Below are 18459 nucleotides of genomic sequence, written 5' to 3' on the forward strand. Positions count from 1 at the left end.
TTTGCTCCAATTATAAAAAAAGTGCAACAAAAATTGCACTTTTCGGATAAAACCTTACATTCAAACTGGGTTTGCGTGATTAAAAATATATTACGTGAACCCAGTTCTTGTCTTATGTAATTTATCTAGCTTTGCAGCTTAATTTCAAAGCATGCAAAATATTCGAAATGTAGCTATAATTGCCCACGTAGATCATGGCAAAACTACACTAGTTGACAAAATCATCCACGCCTCTAAAATTCTTAGAGAAAATCAGGAAACTGATGATTTGATTCTTGATGATGGTGATCTTGAAAAAGAAAGAGGTATTACAATTACATCCAAAAACGTATCTGTAAGATATAAGGATGTGAAAATAAATATTATTGACACCCCTGGTCACTCCGATTTTGGTGGTGAAGTGGAAAGGGTTCTTAAAATGGCCGATGGTGTATTACTATTGGTAGATGCATTTGAGGGACCAATGCCACAAACACGTTTTGTGCTGAGCAAAGCACTAGCACTAGGCTTAAAACCAATAGTAGTTGTTAACAAAGTTGACAAAGAAAACTGCAGACCTGATGAAGTACATGAGCAGGTTTTTGATTTGATGTTTAACCTGGATGCTACAGAAGATCAGCTTGACTTCCCAACCTTCTACGGTTCTTCAAAACATGGTTGGATGAGCTCTGACTGGAAAAAACCAACGGATAATATCTTTGAACTATTGGATGGTATTATAGAGCATATACCTCCGGCTCCTTCTAAAGAAGGTGTTCCTCAAATGCGAATTACTTCTCTCGACTTTTCATCCTTCGTTGGTAGAATAGCTATTGGTAGAGTGGCTCAGGGAACTATAAAAGAGGGTGCTAACCTTGGTATCTGTAAAAAAGATGGTTCTGTAAAAAAGATAAAAATTAAGGAAGTACACGTTTTTGAAGGTTTAGGTAAAAAGAGAGTTACTGAAGTTGGATCAGGCGATATATGTGCGTTAGTAGGAATTGAAGACTTTGAGCTTGGAGATACCGTTACTGACTATGAAAAACCTGAACCATTGCCAAGAATTGCTATTGATGAGCCTACTATGAGTATGCTTTTTACTATCAACAACTCACCATTCTTTGGTAAGGAAGGCAAGTTTGTAACTTCAAGACACTTAAGAGACAGGTTGTTCAAAGAGACTGAGAAAAACCTGGCTCTAAGAGTACAAACGACTGGTTCTGAAGATAAATTCAATGTATTTGGTAGAGGAATTCTTCACTTGTCTGTTTTAATCGAAACAATGAGAAGAGAGGGCTATGAGTTACAAGTTGGCCAGCCACAAGTATTATTCAAAGAAATTGATGGTGTTCGTCATGAGCCCATAGAACATCTTGTTGTTGATGTTCCTGAAGAATTTGCCGGTAAAGTAATTGAGTTAGTGAGTGCCAAAAAAGGCGAAATGACTATCATGGAGCCTAAAGGTGATTTACAACATTTGGAGTTTGACATTCCAGCAAGAGGATTGATTGGTTTGAGAAACAACGTATTAACAGCTTCTGGTGGCGAAGCAATTATGACGCACCGTTTTAAAGAGTACGCACCATATAAAGGCAACATACCTGGTAGAATTAATGGATCCTTGATTTCTATGGAATCTGGACCGGGCACAGCATACTCAATTGACAAACTTCAAGACAGAGGTGTATTCTTTGTTGATCCGGGAGAAGATTTATACACAGGACAAGTAATTGGAGAACATTCTAGAGATAATGATCTGGTTGTAAATATTCAGAAAGGAAAGAAGCTAACAAATATGAGAGCATCAGGGTCTGATAACAATGCTAAAATTGCCCCTGCAAAGAAATTCTCATTAGAAGAAGCTATGGAATACATCCAGAAGGATGAATACCTGGAAATAACGCCAAAATCAATTCGTATGCGTAAGATTTATCTTGACGAAAACGAACGAAAGAGACACAGTAATAAAGAAGCTAACGCATAAAAAAAGCCCCAAATGGGGCTTTTTTTTTATGATATCTTAATTAAGGACTATACACCTGGTATTTGTTCAAACTTCACTGAAGCCTCTCCTTTAAAGGCCTTTCTTGGCTTCAAGTTAAGTGTTTGGAACATCTCCTTATCCACAACGGTATCCGGATTTGGTGTCGTAAGCAACTTGTCGCCCGCAAATATTGAATTGGCTCCTGCCATAAAGCATAAAGCCTGTTCTTCCATATTCATTCTTACTCTACCCGCTGACAAGCGAACCATTGCCTTAGGCATAATAATTCTTGCCGTGGCAATCATTCTGATCATCTCCCAAACAGATACTCTTGGTTGTTCTTCTAATGGCGTGCCCTCTACTGGCACCAAAGCATTTACAGGCACTGACTCTGGATGCTCCGGTAATGTTGCCAGTGTGTGAAGCATTCCTATCCTATCGCCCTCACTTTCTCCAAGACCTATTATACCGCCTGAACACACAGAAATCTTTGCATTTCTAACGTTCTCCAAAGTGTCCAAACGATCATCATACGTTCTAGTAGATATTATTTCCTCATAGTGCTCCTCGCTGGTATCCAAATTATGATTATAAGCATACAGCCCAGCATCTTTCAATTTTAAAGCCTGCTCCTCCGTTAACATTCCTAAAGTACAGCAAACTTCCATACCCATAGAGTTAACGCCTTTCACCATATCCAACACTCTATCGAAGTCTTTATTATCACGCACCTCTCTCCATGCTGCGCCCATACAAAAACGAGTGCTGCCGGAATCCTTTGCTTCTTTCGCTTTAGCTAATACCTCTTCGGTAGGTAGCAATTTATGTACCTTAACATCGGTATGATATCTTGCAGCCTGTGGGCAATATGCGCAATCCTCTGGGCAGCCGCCAGTTTTCACTGATAAAAGGGTACACACCTGCACTTCCTGTGCATCATTATTTTCTCTGTGTACAGTTGCTGCTTTATATATTAAATCTAGTATTGGAGAATTATATATCTCTTCAATTTCTTCTCTTGTCCAGTTGTTTCTAATTTCCATAAGGTCAAAATAAAAGGATTATATTCAATTGATGGAGGAAAGTTTTAATTTATTTCCATCTCAATTGGAAACCTTGCCTGAGCACCTTCAAAATGCTTTATTTTTTCAATTGATTTAATGTATGGATACAGCTCTCCAACTTCAGATTTTACCATGCTGGTTTTTGCCTGACCTTCTAAATCTTGAATCAGTTTTTCAAAGAAAGGCTTAGATTCCGGATAATATTTAAGTTTATAATCATCTGTAATACCTGCCTTTTCAGCAGCAATTTGAATGGCATCGTCATACGTTCCGAGCAAGTCTATCAAACCATTCTCTTTTGCTTGTACACCTGTCCAAACCCTTCCTGAGGCAACTTTTTTAATATCTTCTACAGACATGCCTCTTCCCTCCGCGGCCTTGGAAACGAAAGTATCATAATTTTGCTCCAAACTTTTTTGAAAGATAGACTTCTCTGCATCTGTTAATGATCTCGTCACTGTTAAAATCCCTGAGTATTCACCCGTTGCTACTTCATCATGCGTGATGCCGATTCGATCTTCAAGCAATCCTGAAAAATTAAAAAGCATACCAAAAATACCTATCGAACCCGTAATAGTATTGGGCTGCGCAACAATGGTGTCACAAGGCATCGCCAGATAATAACCACCTGAGGTCGCATAATCTCCCATAGAAGCAATAACAGGCTTTTCTTTCTTAGCCAGTTCTATTTCACGCCACATAACATCAGATGCTAAAAATGCACCCCCAAGTGAATTTACTCGCATTACAATGGCTTTTACCGATTTATCCTTTCTTGCCTCACGGATAAGCTTAGCAAATTTGTCTGACCCCACAGTATTCTCATCACCTTTACCCATTACAATATCTCCCTCTGCTACGATCACTGCAATCTTATTCGTGGTGTTTTTATAGTTACTAAATGTGGTTTTGTAATTCTTGTATGAAACTAGTTCTGGTTCATCAACTTCAGCTGCGCTACTCAAATTAGCCAAGAGTTCATCCTCATAAATGATTTCATCTATTAATTTTTGCTCAACAGCATCGATAGCTTCCCGCACTGTCATCTTTGCGGACATTTCCTTTAGCTGTGGAAGCTCTATGCCCCTGGACTCTGATATATCGGCCAGCATCTTATTATTTAGTCCATCTAACAACTCTGTAAGTTGCAGCTCATTTTCTGGACTTAAGTCCTTTCTGATAAAAGGTTCAACGGCACTCTTATACTCCCCTACTCTAAAAACTTGAGGCTCAATCCCGAATTTATCAAACATGCCCTTGTAAAAAGTTACATTAGCACTTAGCCCGTTCAATTCCAATTGTCCTGCAGGGTTTAAATAAATTTTATCAGCCACACTAGCTAAGTAATAGGCACCTTCAGTGTAGTATTCTGCATAAGAGTATATAAACTTACCCGACTTTTTAAATTCCACGAGTTCATGGCGAACTTCCGAAAGAGTAGCCATACCACCTATAAAATATTCTACTTCAAGATAGATACCCTTAATCTTACTATCTGATGCAGCATTTTTAATAACTTCTTTTAACTTATTCAGTCCCATAGAGCTGCTTTCACCAAACGCTCCAATTTCTTCCAATGGGTTATCAATTTCCTGTTCTGTTACAGGTTTATTTAATTTTAGATGAAGGATTGAATTATCCTCCAAAACGTATTTTTCACTCTCAGAAAGAGAAGATACAATGCCTACAACTAAAAATATAGCTATGAAGCTAAATATAAAGAGGCCAATGAGAGTAGATAAAATATTCTTTAAGAAGTTCATATGTATAAGAATTAAGCTTCAAATTTACTTACTGTAACGCTTTATTAATAACTGAGTATTATATTTTTAGTATTTAAATGATGATCGGAAAATATCTGTTGTTAGGGACAAATTTGGGTGATAAAAAAGCGAATATTTATAATGCACATCAAGCACTTTCCAAAGTATGTACTATAAAACGAAAATCAGCATTATACGAAACGGCCGCATGGGGTAAAACTGACCAGCCTTCTTTCTATAATCAAATAGTAGAAATAGAAACTAACCTTAATGCCGAAGAACTGCTCAGCCAAATTTTGGCAATAGAAACAAAACTTGGAAGAATACGATTTGAAAAGTGGGGTGAGCGCGTTATTGATATTGATATTTTATACTACGATGACTTAACAGTTAATAAAGATGAGTTACAAATTCCACATCCCGGAATAGCTGATAGAAAGTTCACATTAGTGCCATTGGTAGAGTTGGCAGCTGATTTGATCAACCCCAGTACAGGTTTGTCTAACAAAGAAATGTTAGAAAAACTGCACGACACTTCTAAAGTTGAGAAGGTCGTGCAGTGAGAATTTATATACTTCTAACTTCTACTTCCGGAGCTATCTTTTTAACAAGACCTTGCAATACTTTACCTGGTCCGGATTCAATAAATTCAGTAGCACCATCATTCACCATATTCTGAACAGATTGTGTCCATCTAACAGGGGCAGTCAATTGGGAAATCAGATTTTTCTTTATTTCATCGACATCAGAAGACGGTTGCGCGTTCACATTCTGATAAACAGGACATATCGGCTTATTAAAAGCTGTGTTCTCAATGGCTGAAGCCAACTCTGTTCTGGCCGGCTCCATTAGTGGAGAGTGGAATGCACCACCTACAGGAAGTGGAAGTGCTCTTTTCGCGCCAGCTTCCTTCATTTTCTCACAAGCAATTTCGATTCCTTTGTTAGAGCCTGAAATAACTAGCTGTCCCGGACAATTATAATTAGCTGCCACCACTACCTCATCAATAGAAGAACAAACATCCTCAACAACTTTATCATCCAATCCTAAAATAGCAGCCATCGTTGATGGGTTTATCTCACAGGCTTTCTGCATAGCCAGGGCACGCTGATAAACCAGCTTCAAACCGTCTTCAAAATTTAGAGTTTGGTTAGATACTAATGCTGAAAATTCACCTAGTGAATGCCCTGCAACCATATCAGGCTTAAAGCCTTCTGTTGTAAGAGCCAGAATAACTGAGTGAAGAAAAACAGCCGGTTGAGTTACTTTAGTTTGCTTGAGTTCATCTGCTGTGCCCTCAAACATGATATCAGTAATATTAAATCCAAGAATTTGGTTAGCCTTGTCAAATAGTTCTTTGGCTTTCGGGTTTGATTCGTATAATTCTTTACCCATTCCACTAAACTGGGCACCCTGCCCCGGGAATACATATGCTTTCATATTTATTAGTTAAAGGTTAGTCTGAATTAGGTGCCAAAACTAATTATTTTGATACCCTTCTAAAAATCTCAGTTTTAGATTTGGATCTGGCATGCGGCATGTATCTCGTTTACCGAATAGTTTATACCTGTTCTTAGCTATCACTGAATAAACAAAATCAGTAAAAAAAAGTGGCAGCACTCGAAAGTAAGAAATGAACCGTACCCAACCTTTTAGTCTTCTGGCAATATAAAAAACTGCTTGGCTTTTACTTAGTATTTTACGATCAGAGGTGAGTACTAGGATGTACTCAAAAGACTTAGTATGCTCCTTACCTAGCAATTTCTGGGCATTTGGTGATTGCAAAGATTCGAAAACAAAATACGCTTCTTTATCCCGTTTTAAGATAAAATCAACAGCACCATTGCATAAGTTACAAACTCCATCAAAGAATATAATTGGTTTGTCTGGAAGGGTTACCTCACGAGATGTATCCATCCTTTATATTGCTTCGTTGATTTTGTTGGATCTACTAAATCAAATGTAACGTCCGCTGAATAGTAATAAACCCCAGAAGGAAGTTCAGTTCCATCATCCGATTTACCGTCCCAATTAATCAGTATAGAATTCTCTGTGCCAGCTGTTCCGGTGTAGGTGTATACATTATTACCCCAACGGTTGTAAACCGAAAATTCAACTCTTCGAACAAACCTGGCGCATTTAGTAGCATCTACTTCCCCGCAACCTCCACTGCCATCTTCACCAATAATATCTCCACCACTGCTGTAGGCGCTAAATACATCGTTACAACCATCATTATTGCCAGGTGTGAAAACATTAGGTAATTCGTAATACGGGCAATTATCCACGCAGAACGTATTACTGAATTCACTCAGGTTACCCGATCGATCTACTGCCCTTACCTGATAACAACCCTTGAATGAAGGTAGGTTTTCGTGTAAATATGTGGTATCTGCTACTTCAGCAATTAACTCAAAGCTTGCAGCTGTTGTAGGTGCATAATACACCTGATAAACGCGTACATCATTTTCACATTCACCTACAAACTCCGTTGTCCAAGATATCTGATTTTCAAAATCATTAAAATCGCAACTACTCGTTGCAATGAAGTCTTCACAAGTTCTTCCTACCAGCGAAACCACCGGTGCGCAAGGCGCAATAGAGTCACTCGGCTGAGCACAAATGATCTGTGAGAAATTTAGTTGTGGGCTATTGATAGCAGGATTACCATACGTACCTTTTGTGAGCACTCGGTAACAGTAAACTTGTTCGTCTGATAAATTGACTGAATCAGTGAATGAAAATCCGTACTGCGTAACGTCTAAGTTTTCCAATAAAGTAAACTGATCCTGAGATTGCCCTTCTAAACCTCTAAATATAAGATGCTCACTATCTTCTGGAGGTGAAATAATGGTATTCGACCATGGCACCACAGCAGCCCAATCGAGTTGTATTCTACCAAACTGAGGCGTTACTTCCAGCCTTACAGCTGAAGCCGAGGCAGACATAATTTCGTCTGTACCTGTTGAAGCAGTAGGGTCCAATAAAGCCACCTGATAATTATAAACCTTGCCATCTGTATCCAGATTTGTATCTCTAAAACCTAAACTATCTAATCCTAAACCATTCACTTCCGCTATTTGCTGATAATTACCACCAGCGAAGCCTTCCGCCCTGTAAATTCTATAAACAGGGTCTGCCGGGAATGTCCCCAATTCAAATGGAGCTCGCCAGGCAAGCACAATCTCACCATTGGTTTCACTAGTTTCCTCTACAGTAACGTGTGTGATAATTGGTGTATCTGCAGGAACAAATTCAAAGCATAATTCCTGAGATACTATACTTTCACCACCTGGCACGTCAGGAAATTTAGCCACTAATCTGTAACAATATTTAGCTGCCGCAGCCAATTGAGTATCTCTGTAGGTCGTAGTTGTAGGACTGGTCTCCGCGATTAAAGAATAACCCGCGTTTTCTCTAATGCCTGTCTCACATTCATCAGGTTCATATGGGTTTGAATCTACACGTCTCCACACCTGAATTAATTCAGCATTCTGACAAAAATAAGGTGACCAATCGAGTCTGATTCCTTGTCCGTCCTGTTGAATATTATTCAAGTCAGGACTTGGCCCTACAACGGTAATATTCCAAGTAGCGAAGCTTACCAGTTTTGGACCTTGAGGTGGATTATCAGTAATCTTAAATACAACAGAATACGGTTGGTCTCTTATGTCAAGACATTCTGTGTCCCAATTAAATTGCATTTGAGCGGGAGGTATTGAAGGCACAAATACTGATGGGTCTGGAGAAACCGTTGCACCCAGTTCTTCAATAACCTGTGAGAATGCCTCAATCTTAACATTATGCCCATCGGGGTCTGTCCCCAATATAATTTCATTAATAGATTCGCCAGCCTCCACACATATATCCTCAGGAATTGTAAGTTCTGGTCTTTCATTATCACAATCCTCAACAATAATTTGCATGTCTCTGGTAACAAAGCCCAACAAACGCCATGCCCCTGAAATGAACCGGTATTCTTTTACAATAAAAGCAATATTATATTCACCAATTGCCCCTGGCGCGTTCCACTCAATTTCACCTGTTACAGGATCAATTCTAAAGAAAGGCGGACCATCACCAGTCTCATTACCGGTATTAAAATTTTGATAAAAAACACTTGAAGCAGGATCAACATAGGCAGCTACGTTTGTTCCAACATCTTTTTTAGGAGTAACTAATTCAAAGGAAATGCTATCGCCATCAGGATCGAAAGCACCTGGATTGTGAAAGAAAGCTACACCTGAACAAGCTCTGTCAATTGGCGGTATTAGCAACTCTGGTGTGTTGTTACATCCAAAAAATGGATCAATCCTAATCTCTGTTTCGAGGTAAAATCTTGTGTTAACTGAGTTACCGTTTTCAATATTTAAAACACCTGCATTTCTATTGGCTTCGACATAACTGATTGTAAACTTACCGTTCGAACCGTATGTATGCCTGATAGTAAATGCAGCTTTACTAACATCAGCGCCTAAATCTTCACTTATTGGTTCTACTCTTGTACTACCATCTGCATTCCAAAAAACGTGGGTATTATTTTGTATTTCAGGTAAACCTGGAGGTGTTCTTTCAGATAAAAAATAATCGTCAGGGTCTGACTCATCACCGAATCTTAATTCACCCATCCCAAACAATACAGGGTCAACAGGGCCACTATCTGTGTAAACTATTATGGTTATTTCAAATGTACGACCCTCACAATCAACTCTTTTTACAATGATTTCTCCTGCTCTTAAGTGTGTAGCATGAACATTGGAAAATAGTGACAGGCCAAACAACAACACCAAGCTTAAAAAAATATTTCGTATCAATTTTTTAGTATTAATAGTAAAATGTTTTAGTCTGATGTGATTCGTGTGATGTTTTGAGAACACTAAATTAAGTGAATTAGTTACAAACATCTATTAAACTTTGATAATAGCAAATATCGTGCTCATTCTTTACCTATTTTTGAGTAAGATTAAATCGCTATGAGAATTGTTAAAGAATTGGTTAAGTCAGATATCAAGATTTCAATCTTTAGTTGGAACGGTAAGTACTTATTAAAGTTTGAGCAAGGCGACATTGAGCAAACCTATAAAATCGATGAATACGATATTATTTCTGAAGATGATTTAGATAAATTAATAACAGATGAATTTTTAAAGGATTTGCAACAGCAATTCATAACTATGAATAAAATGTTTACTAAACATTCTGAACATATTTTATGAGCAACCTAAAAAGTGCTAAATGTTATTTGGGTGAGGAGGGCGATGAAAACAATAGCTGTTTTATTAGTAATGAAAGCCTAACCGTAATTAAGAATTCTAAAAAGAACACCTTCCCTCTTGAGTGGGTAAAGCAAGTTTATTTTAAAGAAAAGATATTTTTAATTCCCATTGTATTTGGTGGAATATCAGCATCATTGTCTGCATTAGCTCTTTTTCAATACTATTTCAACCCATGGCTTATGCTGAGCATCTTGTTTGCTTCAACTTTGGTTGTATACTATGGAATTCAGGGTGGTACTGCTCTTGTAGTTGTTACACCTATTAAGGAGTATGACTTTTTTTTAAAGCAGGTTTCAGATAATTTAAAAGCCTTTGTGGCATACATCACTGCGACAATATCAGGAATTGAAACAAGCTATTTTATTGAACTCACTGAGGAGCAAGAGAAAACAATACAGGAGAAGAGTGAGCTGCAACTACCAGAAAATGGCTTTCCGCTAAGTACTTCCAAACGAAAAAGTCATTCTGCTGTTTTCCAGATACTATTTGATGAGCCTACTTTTGAGATCAGATATCAAAAAGATAATGGAGGTCAATTAAGTCCTGTAATTTTTGGAACATTAAAAATGGAATCACTACGGAAAATTGAAATGGCTGATTGATTTGTTTCTATTATATTTGACGTTCAACCGTGTCTAAATGAAGCTTAACGAAGGGAATACAAAGAGTAAAAAGAAAAGGAAGAATTACAAGCCGATACTTTCAGGCACAAAGGAGTGGCCTGTAGTAAGGCTGGCCAATAATAGAAAGCAATTTATAGAAAGTGTGGTTGAGGAGACATTCGAAAGAATGCTTGAATCAAACCCTGGAAACAATGAAATTCGGGAAGAATTACAGACAACCCTTCATCGTGAGCTTCTTAGAATCACAAAAAACCCATGGAAGGTTGATCCTGCCGATGATAAGTCCTTTTGGAATAACGTAAAAAACGAGTTGGTTGAGCTATCGGGTGATAGCAATTCTAATGAAAAAGAGAAGGAGATTCTTAAAACAATCATTAGAAGATACGCGAATGAAATTGCCGGTAACTTCAAAAAAACACGTTATAGGCTTGCTCGCGAAATTATAAAGTTTGGGTTTGCCCGATTATTAAATGCAACAAGAGTTAAACGTTTCGGAGCATTTTTCAGAAGCCAGTATACTTTGAATGACAAAATTCAAATTGTAGGGAAAGCCAAGCAGCTCCGTAAATTGGCCAAAGTTGGTACGGTAGTAATGGTTCCTACACATTTTAGCAACCTCGATTCTATTCTGATAGGATGGATTATTCATGTATTGGGTTTGCCTGCGTTTATTTACGGAGCAGGATTAAACCTTTTTAATATCAAGATATTAGCTTATTTCATGAATAGTCTAGGAGCTTATAAGGTGGATAGGCGAAAGAAAAACCCTATTTATCTTCAAACGCTTAAGGCCTATTCTACTATGGCCCTGAAGGAAGGAGCTCATAGCTTGTTCTTCCCGGGAGGAACAAGGTCAAGATCAGGTCAGATTGAATCATCCTTAAAATTGGGTTTGTTGGGTACGGCAATGGAAGCACAGCGCTCCATATTTATTGATCACCCAAATAGGGATGGCAAGAAGATTTTTATTGTTCCCGTAACCATTAATTACAACTTCGTTTTAGAAGCACCTAGCTTGATCAAGGATTATCTGGCTCACACCGGCCAGGAAAAATTCTATGTGGAAAGTGATGTTTATTCCTCTTCTTACAATATGATCAAATTCATGTTCAAGTTCTTCACTAAAGGTTCCGACATTTCAGTTTCCATTGGTAGAGGCATGGATTTATTAGGCAACTATGTAGATGAAAAGGGCAATAGCATTGACAAGCAGGGAAGGTTTATAGATACCAGAGATTATTTTACAACCAATGGAGTAATTACTGAAGACAAGCAAAGAGAATCGGAATATACTCGAAGGCTTGCAGAGATAATTGTTAAAGAATTTCACAGAATCAACAGGGTATTTGCGAGCCATCTGGTAGCATTCGTAGCCTTCAGAATATGGCGCAAAAGATATGAAAAACTTGATTTGTATGACTTTTTAAGGCTTCCAGAGGAAGATATGTTTATTGAATACGAAGAATTTGAAGAAGCCTTTAATAAAACAAAAGCTGCTGTTTTAAAGCTTAAAAAGAAAAAGAAACTGAATGTGGCCAGCCACATGAAAAATACTACTGATGTATTAATTAAAAGCGGCATTGATAACGTAGGGATGTATCACAATAGAAGGCCACTTTTAATGAACAAAAAGAAACAAATAATTACAAAAGACCTGATTACTCTGTATTACTACCACAATCGAATGCATGGTTATGACCTCGAAAAAGTTATCTAACAAACCCGTAGGTGTTATTGGTGCAGGTAGCTTTGGTATTGCCATAGCCAATATATTAGCACAAAATGTTGAGGTGCTACTTTATGCACGAGACCCGGAAGTAATTAAAAAAATTGCGAACACTAAGGAGCACAGGGGGCAAAAAATGCATACTAATGTGACTGCCACTGGAGATTTAAGCTATATTGCTAGCAGCTGCAATGTTTTGTTTCCCATAGTTCCTTCATCTGCATTCAGGGAAATGATGCAGCAATTATCTCCCTACCTGCATCCCTATCATATATTAATTCATGGAACCAAAGGCTTAGACATTTCACTCCCTAAAGGTCAAACGATTGATACTGTAAAATCCCTCGCCCGGGAAGATGTTCGCACTATGAGTGAGGTGATCATGGATGAAAGTGTTGTAGTTCGTGTTGGTTGTTTGGCAGGGCCCAATCTGGCCAAAGAATTATATGCAGGACAGCCTGCAGCAACTGTCGTTGCCAGCCACTTTGATGAAGTTATTGATGCAGGTGAACGACTCCTCAGAAATGACTTATTTCAGGTGTATAGCAATAAAGACCTTATTGGTATTGAACTAGCAGGTGTTTTAAAAAATATTATTGCCATTGCCTCTGGAGTGTTAAGCGGTATGGGACATGGAGAAAATGCCAAAGGACTATTAATTAGCCGAGGTATGGTTGAGATGATCTATCTGGGCAAAGCGATGGGAGGTGATGTTACTGCTTTTCTAGGGCTGGCAGGAATCGGAGATTTAGTAGCCACATGCAATAGTACGCTCAGTCGAAACTTTACCGTGGGTTATAAACTTGCCCAGGGAATGAGTTTAGATGAAATATTACAGTCGATGGAAGAGGTGGCTGAAGGTGTGAATACTATTAAGATTGTAAAGAAAATAATAGACCACCAAAAAGTTAGGGCTCCCATTACGGAAGCCCTTCATGAAGTTTTATTTGAAGGGTTATCTGTTGAAAGAGCTATAAACATGCTCATGAGATACCCTTACAATGTAGATATTGATTTTATTTAATCCCTTGTCTTATTTTTTCAGCCACTTTGCTTAGCTCCTCATTAGATGGATTCAGCTTAGGTCTGGTGAAGTTAATATCATCCATAGTATTAAGCGGTACAAGATGCACGTGAGTATGCGGTACTTCCAAACCAATAACCGCTACCCCTACTCTCTTACAAGGAATTGCCTTTTCAACCGCTTTAGCTACTTTTTTGGCAAAAATCATTAAGCCTTCAAGCTGGGCATCTTCCAAATCGAATATATAATCCACCTCTCTTTTAGGTATTACAAGGCAATGCCCATGAACAAGCGGATTAATATCAAGAAATGCAATGTAAGTATCGTCCTCTGCCACAATATGGCCAGGAATCTCTCTGTTGATTATTTTAGAAAATATCGTTGACATCAAATGCCTATTTCAAGTATTTCAAAATCTATTTCTCCACCCGGAGTCTGAATTTTAGCCTTTTGGCCAGCTTTCTTACCTAACAACCCCTTACCTATAGGCGATTGTACTGATATTTTGCTTGCTTTCAAATCAGCTTCTTCTTCAGAAACAAGTGTATAAGTAAACACTGCTCCGTTTTTTGGATTTTTTATTTTCACCTTAGAAAGAATCGAAACTTTTGAAGTATCGATGGTGGTTTCATCAATTACTCTTGCATTACCAACTACTTCTTCTAATTGAGCAATTTTAGCTTCCAAGTGTCCCTGAGCATCTTTCGCTGCATCATATTCCGCATTCTCACTTAAATCTCCTTTATCTCTAGCCTCTGCTATTTGCTTGGCAATATCTGATCTGCCCTTAGTCTTAAGTTCGTTTAGTTCATTTTTTAATTTATCTAAACCCTCTTTCGTATAATACGCAACGTTTCCCATGTGATAAAAAATAAATACCTATTAAAAAGAAATAAACGGCCACAGCGCAACCGTTTTTATTGTGTTAAACATTTAAGAAACACAAAGTTAACGTATTATTAACGAATCCAAAAGGATTTATTTACCAACTAGCTCAGGAACATTTGATTTTATCTGATTGAGAATTTCCTCATCAAATTGCGCTAAATACAATGTTTTCGCTTTTGTTAATTGCTCGATGGTTAAACCCTTTGCCCCTCTAAGATCGGCCTTGTACAAACTGGCATTTTCGAAATCTGCACCTGTTAGATAGCAGCCGCGCATATCGGCTTCCATCAGAAAAGCATTTTTGAAGTTTGATTTGATTAGGAAAGCATTATTCAATTTGGCCTTAATCAAATAGGCATCTTTGAAATTGGCTCCACTGGCATAAGCACCCGTTAAATCCGCCTGGTTCAAATTGGAGTTTTCCAGATTAGTTTGATTCAAACGTGTATTTTGAAGATTAGTCTCAATTAAAAACCCATTGGACATATCTGCAGAATTGAGATTGGAACTGGCCAGGTTTACGTAGTTTAAGTTAGTTCTTGATAGGTGACAGTTTACCAGGTTTATCTCATGAATATTATGGCGATTCAACCTTTTAATATTACCAACTGTACGGAATGCAGCTTCTTCAGATTCCCATAAACGGAAATCGTCAATTTCATCTTTGTAAGTACGGATACGCTGGCGCATCTCGCCATTCTTATTCAGCCAAAATATTAAAATACCAATAACCGCGATATCGAAAAGCATACCATGAGCCTCTGCCATTACCTGAGCAAAGAATGAGTCGAAATCTGCGAAATAGTATTTTAAACTAAAACCAATAACAACTAGCGCAAGTATTACAAGTACTATTGAGGACGTGAGTATTGGTTTTTCTATGATAGAATTTACATACTCTTCTAATCGTTTCCGTTGGTTTTCACCTATCATATAATGTGGGAATACTTACCTAATGTCTATATTACTAAAATGATCTTCAAATTAAAAGCACAACTGTATAAAAAGGTAACTAATTTAATCTATATCAGATAATTAAAGATCATCTAATTTAGCCTTTAGCTTCTTTACAATAACCTCATTAATTTGACGGTATGACTCGTAAGACCAACCCGCCACATGCGGTGTAAGTATCACGTTTGATAGCCCTCTGAGCTTATCAAAATCTTGCTGCTGATCTTTATTCAGTAAGTTAATTTTCTCATTCTCAAGCACATCTAATGCAGCCCCCAGTATCTTACCTGAATGAAGCCCTTGTATCAAATCACTCAATTTAAGGACTTCCCCTCTGGAAGTATTCAGTAACCAAATAGCTTTCTTAAACTTAGATATGAAGCCTTTATTAATCATAAAGGATGTCTCTTCAGTTAAAGGAACGTGTATACTTAACATGTCTGTTTCCTCAAAGAGCTGATCTAATGTTACTTCAACAATATTCTCTTGACTGAATCCGGTCTTATACTTATCATAAACGCAAACCTTGTTTACAAGATGCTTGAACTTATGAGCAACGGCCGATCCCATATATCCATAACCAATAATTCCCAGGTTCTTATCTTTCAACTCATGCCCTCGATTACCTTCTCTATCCCATTTACCACTTCTAACTTCGTTATCTGATTTTACAATATTATTGATCAGGCTGAATGCTGCCCCTAAACAATGCTCTGCAACGGCATTTCTGTTACCCTCAGGTGCATTAATAATCTCTATTCCACGTTTTTCTATCTCCTTAACATCCAAATTATCTATTCCGGCACCCGCCCTGCATATAAATTTTAAGTTATTAGCAGATTCTAGTATCTCTTTGTCTATGAATAGCTTACTTCTAACTACCAATCCGTGATAATTACCTATCGTTTGAACAATCTCCTCTTTGGTGATCTTTGGATCGTAGTGAGGCTCTATTCCAATGCTTTTCAGAAGGGGTACAATAGAATCATGCATTTCATCTATAATCAGAAACTTCATTGGTTTACTAGATTAATAAATGAACAATGTAAAAATAAATAGCAAGACCTAACAGGTCATTGGTAGTTGTAATAAAAGGGCCTGAAGCAAGTGCCGGATTAAACCCGACCTTGTTTAACAGTATTGGCGTTACCGTACCCAAAAATGAAGCAATTAAAACAACAAAAAATAATGCCATTGAAACTATAATTGATAGGTTGCCTTCACCACCGGTTAGCAAATTAAAGCCATACACCATCAATGAAAGAACGAGTCCATTTATTATGGCTACTAACAACACCTTGCCTAGCCTTTTAAACATGCTACCTCCAAAAACAGATGGGTTAGCCAAACTTTGAACAACAATTGATGAGGATTGAATACCCACATTACCACCAGTAGCCTGAATAAGAGGAATGAAAAAAGCGATAGCAGTTATCCTCATTAATTCCTCCTCAAAAACACCTATGAATTTCGCACTTATGAATCCTCCAATTACACCCACAATAAGCCAAGGCAACCTGGCTTTTGTTAAATCCCAAACGCTATCATCTTCCTCCACATCTCCGGCAATACCCGACATGATATTACGCTCTTCTTCTGCAAGTTCTGTAATTACATCCACCACGTCATCAATGGTAATGCGCCCTAATAGCTTGCCTTGCACATTTACAACAGGTACCGCATCCAAATCATATTTGCTCATTATCTGGGCTACCTCTTCTTCAGACATGTAAGTCTCTACTGAAATAATATCTGACTCATAGATATCGGAGATTTTGGTTTTATCATCAGCAAGAATGATTCTTTTCAGTGACACTCTACCAAGCAACTTCCCTTCATTATCAACCACATATACAGAATAAACTTTCTGAACATTTTCGGCTTGCCTTCTAATCTCTTCAATACACTGAACAACTGTCCAGTTCAGGTTAGCCTTAATAAGCTCCTTAGCCATCAAGCCACCGGCCACATCCTCTTCGTATCTTAAAAGGTCTAATATATTAGCCTCTTTTTCAGAATTGTCAATTCCTGCAATTACTTCTTCCCGTTCCTTTACCGACAGTTCATTCAGGATATCTACGGCATCATCTGAATCAAGATGGTTAACAATTTCGGTTATCTCACCTGGTTCGAATGACTTTAAGAATCGCTCCCTTATATCTTCATCCAGATCATTAATAATCTCGGCCTTAACTTCTGATGGCAGTAGATCTAAAACATACTTTGAATCTTCTGCATTGAACTCATATAGCAGAGTGGAAATGTCTGCCGGGTTAATACCTGTAAGCGACTGTTGAATAAACTCCACATCCCTCCCATTAACCGCCTCCTGAAAGCGCTCTCTGTATTCATTCGATAGCTCAAACTGTATTACCTGCTCCACTTTTCTATTTGTTTAGTGAGATCTACAAATTCGTTCACTGACAGTGTTTCTGCCCTTCTGTTTAGAATATCTAATTCAATAACCTGCGGTGGTAAATTTAGTGGTTTTAAAGCGTTGCGCAATGTCTTACGTCTGTTTTGAAAACCCTGCTTTACCACACTTTTAAATAACACTTCATCACAGTCTAAGTTTTCATTTTTATTTCTTACCAGACTAATTACACCAGACCTTACTTTAGGAGGTGGATCAAATACATGAGCTTCTACAGAGAATAAATAGTTGATGTTATAATACGCCTGCAACAAAACGCTAAGTATCCCATAATCCTTATTTCCGGGAGGTGATGCCAACCTTTTAGCTACCTCATATTGAAGCATGCCTACCACGCATTTGACTCTATCTTTATGCTCTAATATTTTAAAAAAAATTTGAGATGAGATATTGTAAGGGAAATTACCAATAATATTTACATCAGAAGCGGATGTAAATTCTATTCCTTGCTTTAGAAAATCGCCAAAATAAATACGGCCATGTAAATCAGGAAAGTTTGATTCTAAATAATCTATCGATTCTTTGTCAAGATCTACAAGGTGAAGCTGCTCTGGGTATTTTTTGATAAGATACTTTGTAAGTACTCCGGTGCCTGGACCAATCTCTAAAACATCTCCTTTAACATAGACATCTGAGAAGGAGTCTACTATGCGCGAAGCAATGTTCTCATCTTTTAAAAAATGTTGTCCTAGATGTTTTTTGGCTTTGACCATTCATTTTCAATGATTAGAAAATAATTTAACT

At 37.8% G+C, this 18459-nt stretch carries 17 protein-coding genes; 6 read left to right on the top strand and 11 right to left on the bottom strand.

What is annotated here, in order from left to right; genetic code table 11:
* Nucleotides 1-151 precede the first annotated feature (151 nt).
* Nucleotides 152-1963 carry a translational GTPase TypA gene (typA, locus tag JR347_RS15430; protein WP_205721483.1) on the top strand — a complete coding sequence of 604 codons (1812 nt, stop codon included), beginning with the start codon at nucleotides 152-154 and terminating at the stop codon, nucleotides 1961-1963.
* 47 nt (nucleotides 1964-2010) lie between these two features.
* Here typA and bioB read toward each other — a convergent pair whose 3' ends face one another.
* Together bioB and sppA are read right to left on the bottom strand one after the other, a co-directional pair.
* Nucleotides 2011-3006: a biotin synthase BioB gene (bioB, locus tag JR347_RS15435; RefSeq protein ID WP_205721484.1), complete on the bottom strand. Its 996-nt coding sequence runs from the start codon at nucleotides 3004-3006 to the stop codon at nucleotides 2011-2013.
* Between the two features lie 44 nt (nucleotides 3007-3050).
* On the bottom strand, nucleotides 3051-4790 hold the full coding sequence (sppA, locus tag JR347_RS15440) for a signal peptide peptidase SppA (protein ID WP_205721485.1): 1740 nt from the start codon (nucleotides 4788-4790) through the stop codon (nucleotides 3051-3053).
* Between the two features lie 77 nt (nucleotides 4791-4867).
* Between sppA and folK the strand changes: the two genes are divergently transcribed.
* On the top strand, nucleotides 4868-5353 hold the full coding sequence (gene folK, locus JR347_RS15445; protein ID WP_235689692.1) for a 2-amino-4-hydroxy-6-hydroxymethyldihydropteridine diphosphokinase: 486 nt from the start codon (nucleotides 4868-4870) through the stop codon (nucleotides 5351-5353).
* Nucleotides 5354-5357: 4 nt separating this feature from the next.
* Here the strand turns inward: folK and fabD are convergent, their stop codons facing one another.
* Genes fabD through JR347_RS15460 form a run of 3 tightly spaced genes read right to left on the bottom strand, consistent with a single transcriptional unit; the run spans nucleotide 5358 to nucleotide 9604 of the window.
* Nucleotides 5358-6230, bottom strand: a complete 873-nt coding sequence (fabD, locus tag JR347_RS15450) for an ACP S-malonyltransferase (protein WP_205721486.1) — start codon at nucleotides 6228-6230, stop codon at nucleotides 5358-5360.
* Between the two features lie 39 nt (nucleotides 6231-6269).
* Nucleotides 6270-6707, bottom strand: a complete 438-nt coding sequence (locus tag JR347_RS15455) for a thiol-disulfide oxidoreductase DCC family protein (RefSeq protein ID WP_205721487.1) — start codon at nucleotides 6705-6707, stop codon at nucleotides 6270-6272.
* Entirely contained in the window at nucleotides 6686-9604 is a 2919-nt protein-coding gene (locus JR347_RS15460) for a T9SS type B sorting domain-containing protein (protein ID WP_205721488.1), read from the bottom strand. The genes JR347_RS15455 and JR347_RS15460 overlap by 22 nt, the downstream gene beginning before the upstream one ends.
* 159 nt (nucleotides 9605-9763) lie before the next feature.
* On the opposite strand from JR347_RS15460, the gene JR347_RS15465 reads away from it, so the two are divergent.
* From JR347_RS15465 to JR347_RS15480, 4 genes are read left to right on the top strand one after another with little or no spacing between them, the layout of a single operon-like run.
* Nucleotides 9764-10006: a hypothetical protein gene (locus JR347_RS15465; protein WP_205721489.1), complete on the top strand. Its 243-nt coding sequence runs from the start codon at nucleotides 9764-9766 to the stop codon at nucleotides 10004-10006.
* Nucleotides 10003-10668 carry a hypothetical protein gene (locus tag JR347_RS15470; protein ID WP_205721490.1) on the top strand — a complete coding sequence of 222 codons (666 nt, stop codon included), beginning with the start codon at nucleotides 10003-10005 and terminating at the stop codon, nucleotides 10666-10668. The genes JR347_RS15465 and JR347_RS15470 overlap by 4 nt, the downstream gene beginning before the upstream one ends.
* A gap of 37 nt (nucleotides 10669-10705) precedes the next feature.
* Entirely contained in the window at nucleotides 10706-12406 is a 1701-nt protein-coding gene (locus JR347_RS15475; RefSeq protein ID WP_205721491.1) for a 1-acyl-sn-glycerol-3-phosphate acyltransferase, read from the top strand.
* Nucleotides 12384-13439, top strand: coding sequence for an NAD(P)H-dependent glycerol-3-phosphate dehydrogenase (locus JR347_RS15480; protein WP_205721492.1), 1056 nt, complete (start codon nucleotides 12384-12386; stop codon nucleotides 13437-13439). Before JR347_RS15475 ends, JR347_RS15480 begins: the two co-directional genes overlap by 23 nt.
* Here the strand turns inward: JR347_RS15480 and JR347_RS15485 are convergent.
* The 6 genes from JR347_RS15485 to rsmA form a co-directional block, all read right to left on the bottom strand.
* Entirely contained in the window at nucleotides 13432-13827 is a 396-nt protein-coding gene (locus JR347_RS15485) for an HIT family protein (protein ID WP_205721493.1), read from the bottom strand. The genes JR347_RS15480 and JR347_RS15485 overlap by 8 nt on opposite strands.
* Nucleotides 13827-14300, bottom strand: a complete 474-nt coding sequence (gene greA, locus JR347_RS15490; RefSeq protein WP_205721494.1) for a transcription elongation factor GreA — start codon at nucleotides 14298-14300, stop codon at nucleotides 13827-13829. The genes JR347_RS15485 and greA overlap by 1 nt, the downstream gene beginning before the upstream one ends.
* Nucleotides 14301-14417: 117 nt before the next feature.
* Nucleotides 14418-15260, bottom strand: coding sequence for a pentapeptide repeat-containing protein (locus tag JR347_RS15495; protein WP_205721495.1), 843 nt, complete (start codon nucleotides 15258-15260; stop codon nucleotides 14418-14420).
* A 102-nt stretch (nucleotides 15261-15362) separates the two neighbouring features.
* Nucleotides 15363-16298, bottom strand: coding sequence for an NAD(P)-dependent oxidoreductase (locus JR347_RS15500; protein WP_205721496.1), 936 nt, complete (start codon nucleotides 16296-16298; stop codon nucleotides 15363-15365).
* A gap of 7 nt (nucleotides 16299-16305) precedes the next feature.
* A complete protein-coding gene (mgtE, locus tag JR347_RS15505) occupies nucleotides 16306-17664 on the bottom strand; it encodes a magnesium transporter (protein ID WP_235689693.1) in 1359 nt (452 codons plus the stop codon).
* Nucleotides 17652-18428, bottom strand: coding sequence for a 16S rRNA (adenine(1518)-N(6)/adenine(1519)-N(6))-dimethyltransferase RsmA (gene rsmA / locus JR347_RS15510; protein ID WP_205721497.1), 777 nt, complete (start codon nucleotides 18426-18428; stop codon nucleotides 17652-17654). Before rsmA ends, mgtE begins: the two co-directional genes overlap by 13 nt.
* Between the last annotated feature and the right edge of the window lie 31 nt (nucleotides 18429-18459).

Source organism: Fulvivirga lutea, assembly GCF_017068455.1.
Taxonomy (GTDB): domain Bacteria; phylum Bacteroidota; class Bacteroidia; order Cytophagales; family Cyclobacteriaceae; genus Fulvivirga; species Fulvivirga lutea.

Coding starts and splice junctions, on each gene's coding strand:
- JR347_RS15500 (WP_205721496.1), bottom strand. CDS start 16,298: ATGAAGTTTCTGATTATAGATGAAATGCATGATTCTATTGTACCCCTT.
- JR347_RS15470 (WP_205721490.1), top strand. CDS start 10,003: ATGAGCAACCTAAAAAGTGCTAAATGTTATTTGGGTGAGGAGGGCGAT.
- JR347_RS15480 (WP_205721492.1), top strand. CDS start 12,384: ATGACCTCGAAAAAGTTATCTAACAAACCCGTAGGTGTTATTGGTGCA.
- sppA (WP_205721485.1), bottom strand. CDS start 4,790: ATGAACTTCTTAAAGAATATTTTATCTACTCTCATTGGCCTCTTTATA.
- bioB (WP_205721484.1), bottom strand. CDS start 3,006: ATGGAAATTAGAAACAACTGGACAAGAGAAGAAATTGAAGAGATATAT.
- typA (WP_205721483.1), top strand. CDS start 152: ATGCAAAATATTCGAAATGTAGCTATAATTGCCCACGTAGATCATGGC.
- JR347_RS15475 (WP_205721491.1), top strand. CDS start 10,706: ATGAAGCTTAACGAAGGGAATACAAAGAGTAAAAAGAAAAGGAAGAAT.
- JR347_RS15485 (WP_205721493.1), bottom strand. CDS start 13,827: ATGTCAACGATATTTTCTAAAATAATCAACAGAGAGATTCCTGGCCAT.
- greA (WP_205721494.1), bottom strand. CDS start 14,300: ATGGGAAACGTTGCGTATTATACGAAAGAGGGTTTAGATAAATTAAAA.
- JR347_RS15455 (WP_205721487.1), bottom strand. CDS start 6,707: ATGGATACATCTCGTGAGGTAACCCTTCCAGACAAACCAATTATATTC.
- fabD (WP_205721486.1), bottom strand. CDS start 6,230: ATGAAAGCATATGTATTCCCGGGGCAGGGTGCCCAGTTTAGTGGAATG.
- rsmA (WP_205721497.1), bottom strand. CDS start 18,428: ATGGTCAAAGCCAAAAAACATCTAGGACAACATTTTTTAAAAGATGAG.
- JR347_RS15495 (WP_205721495.1), bottom strand. CDS start 15,260: ATGATAGGTGAAAACCAACGGAAACGATTAGAAGAGTATGTAAATTCT.
- folK (WP_235689692.1), top strand. CDS start 4,868: ATGATGATCGGAAAATATCTGTTGTTAGGGACAAATTTGGGTGATAAA.
- JR347_RS15465 (WP_205721489.1), top strand. CDS start 9,764: ATGAGAATTGTTAAAGAATTGGTTAAGTCAGATATCAAGATTTCAATC.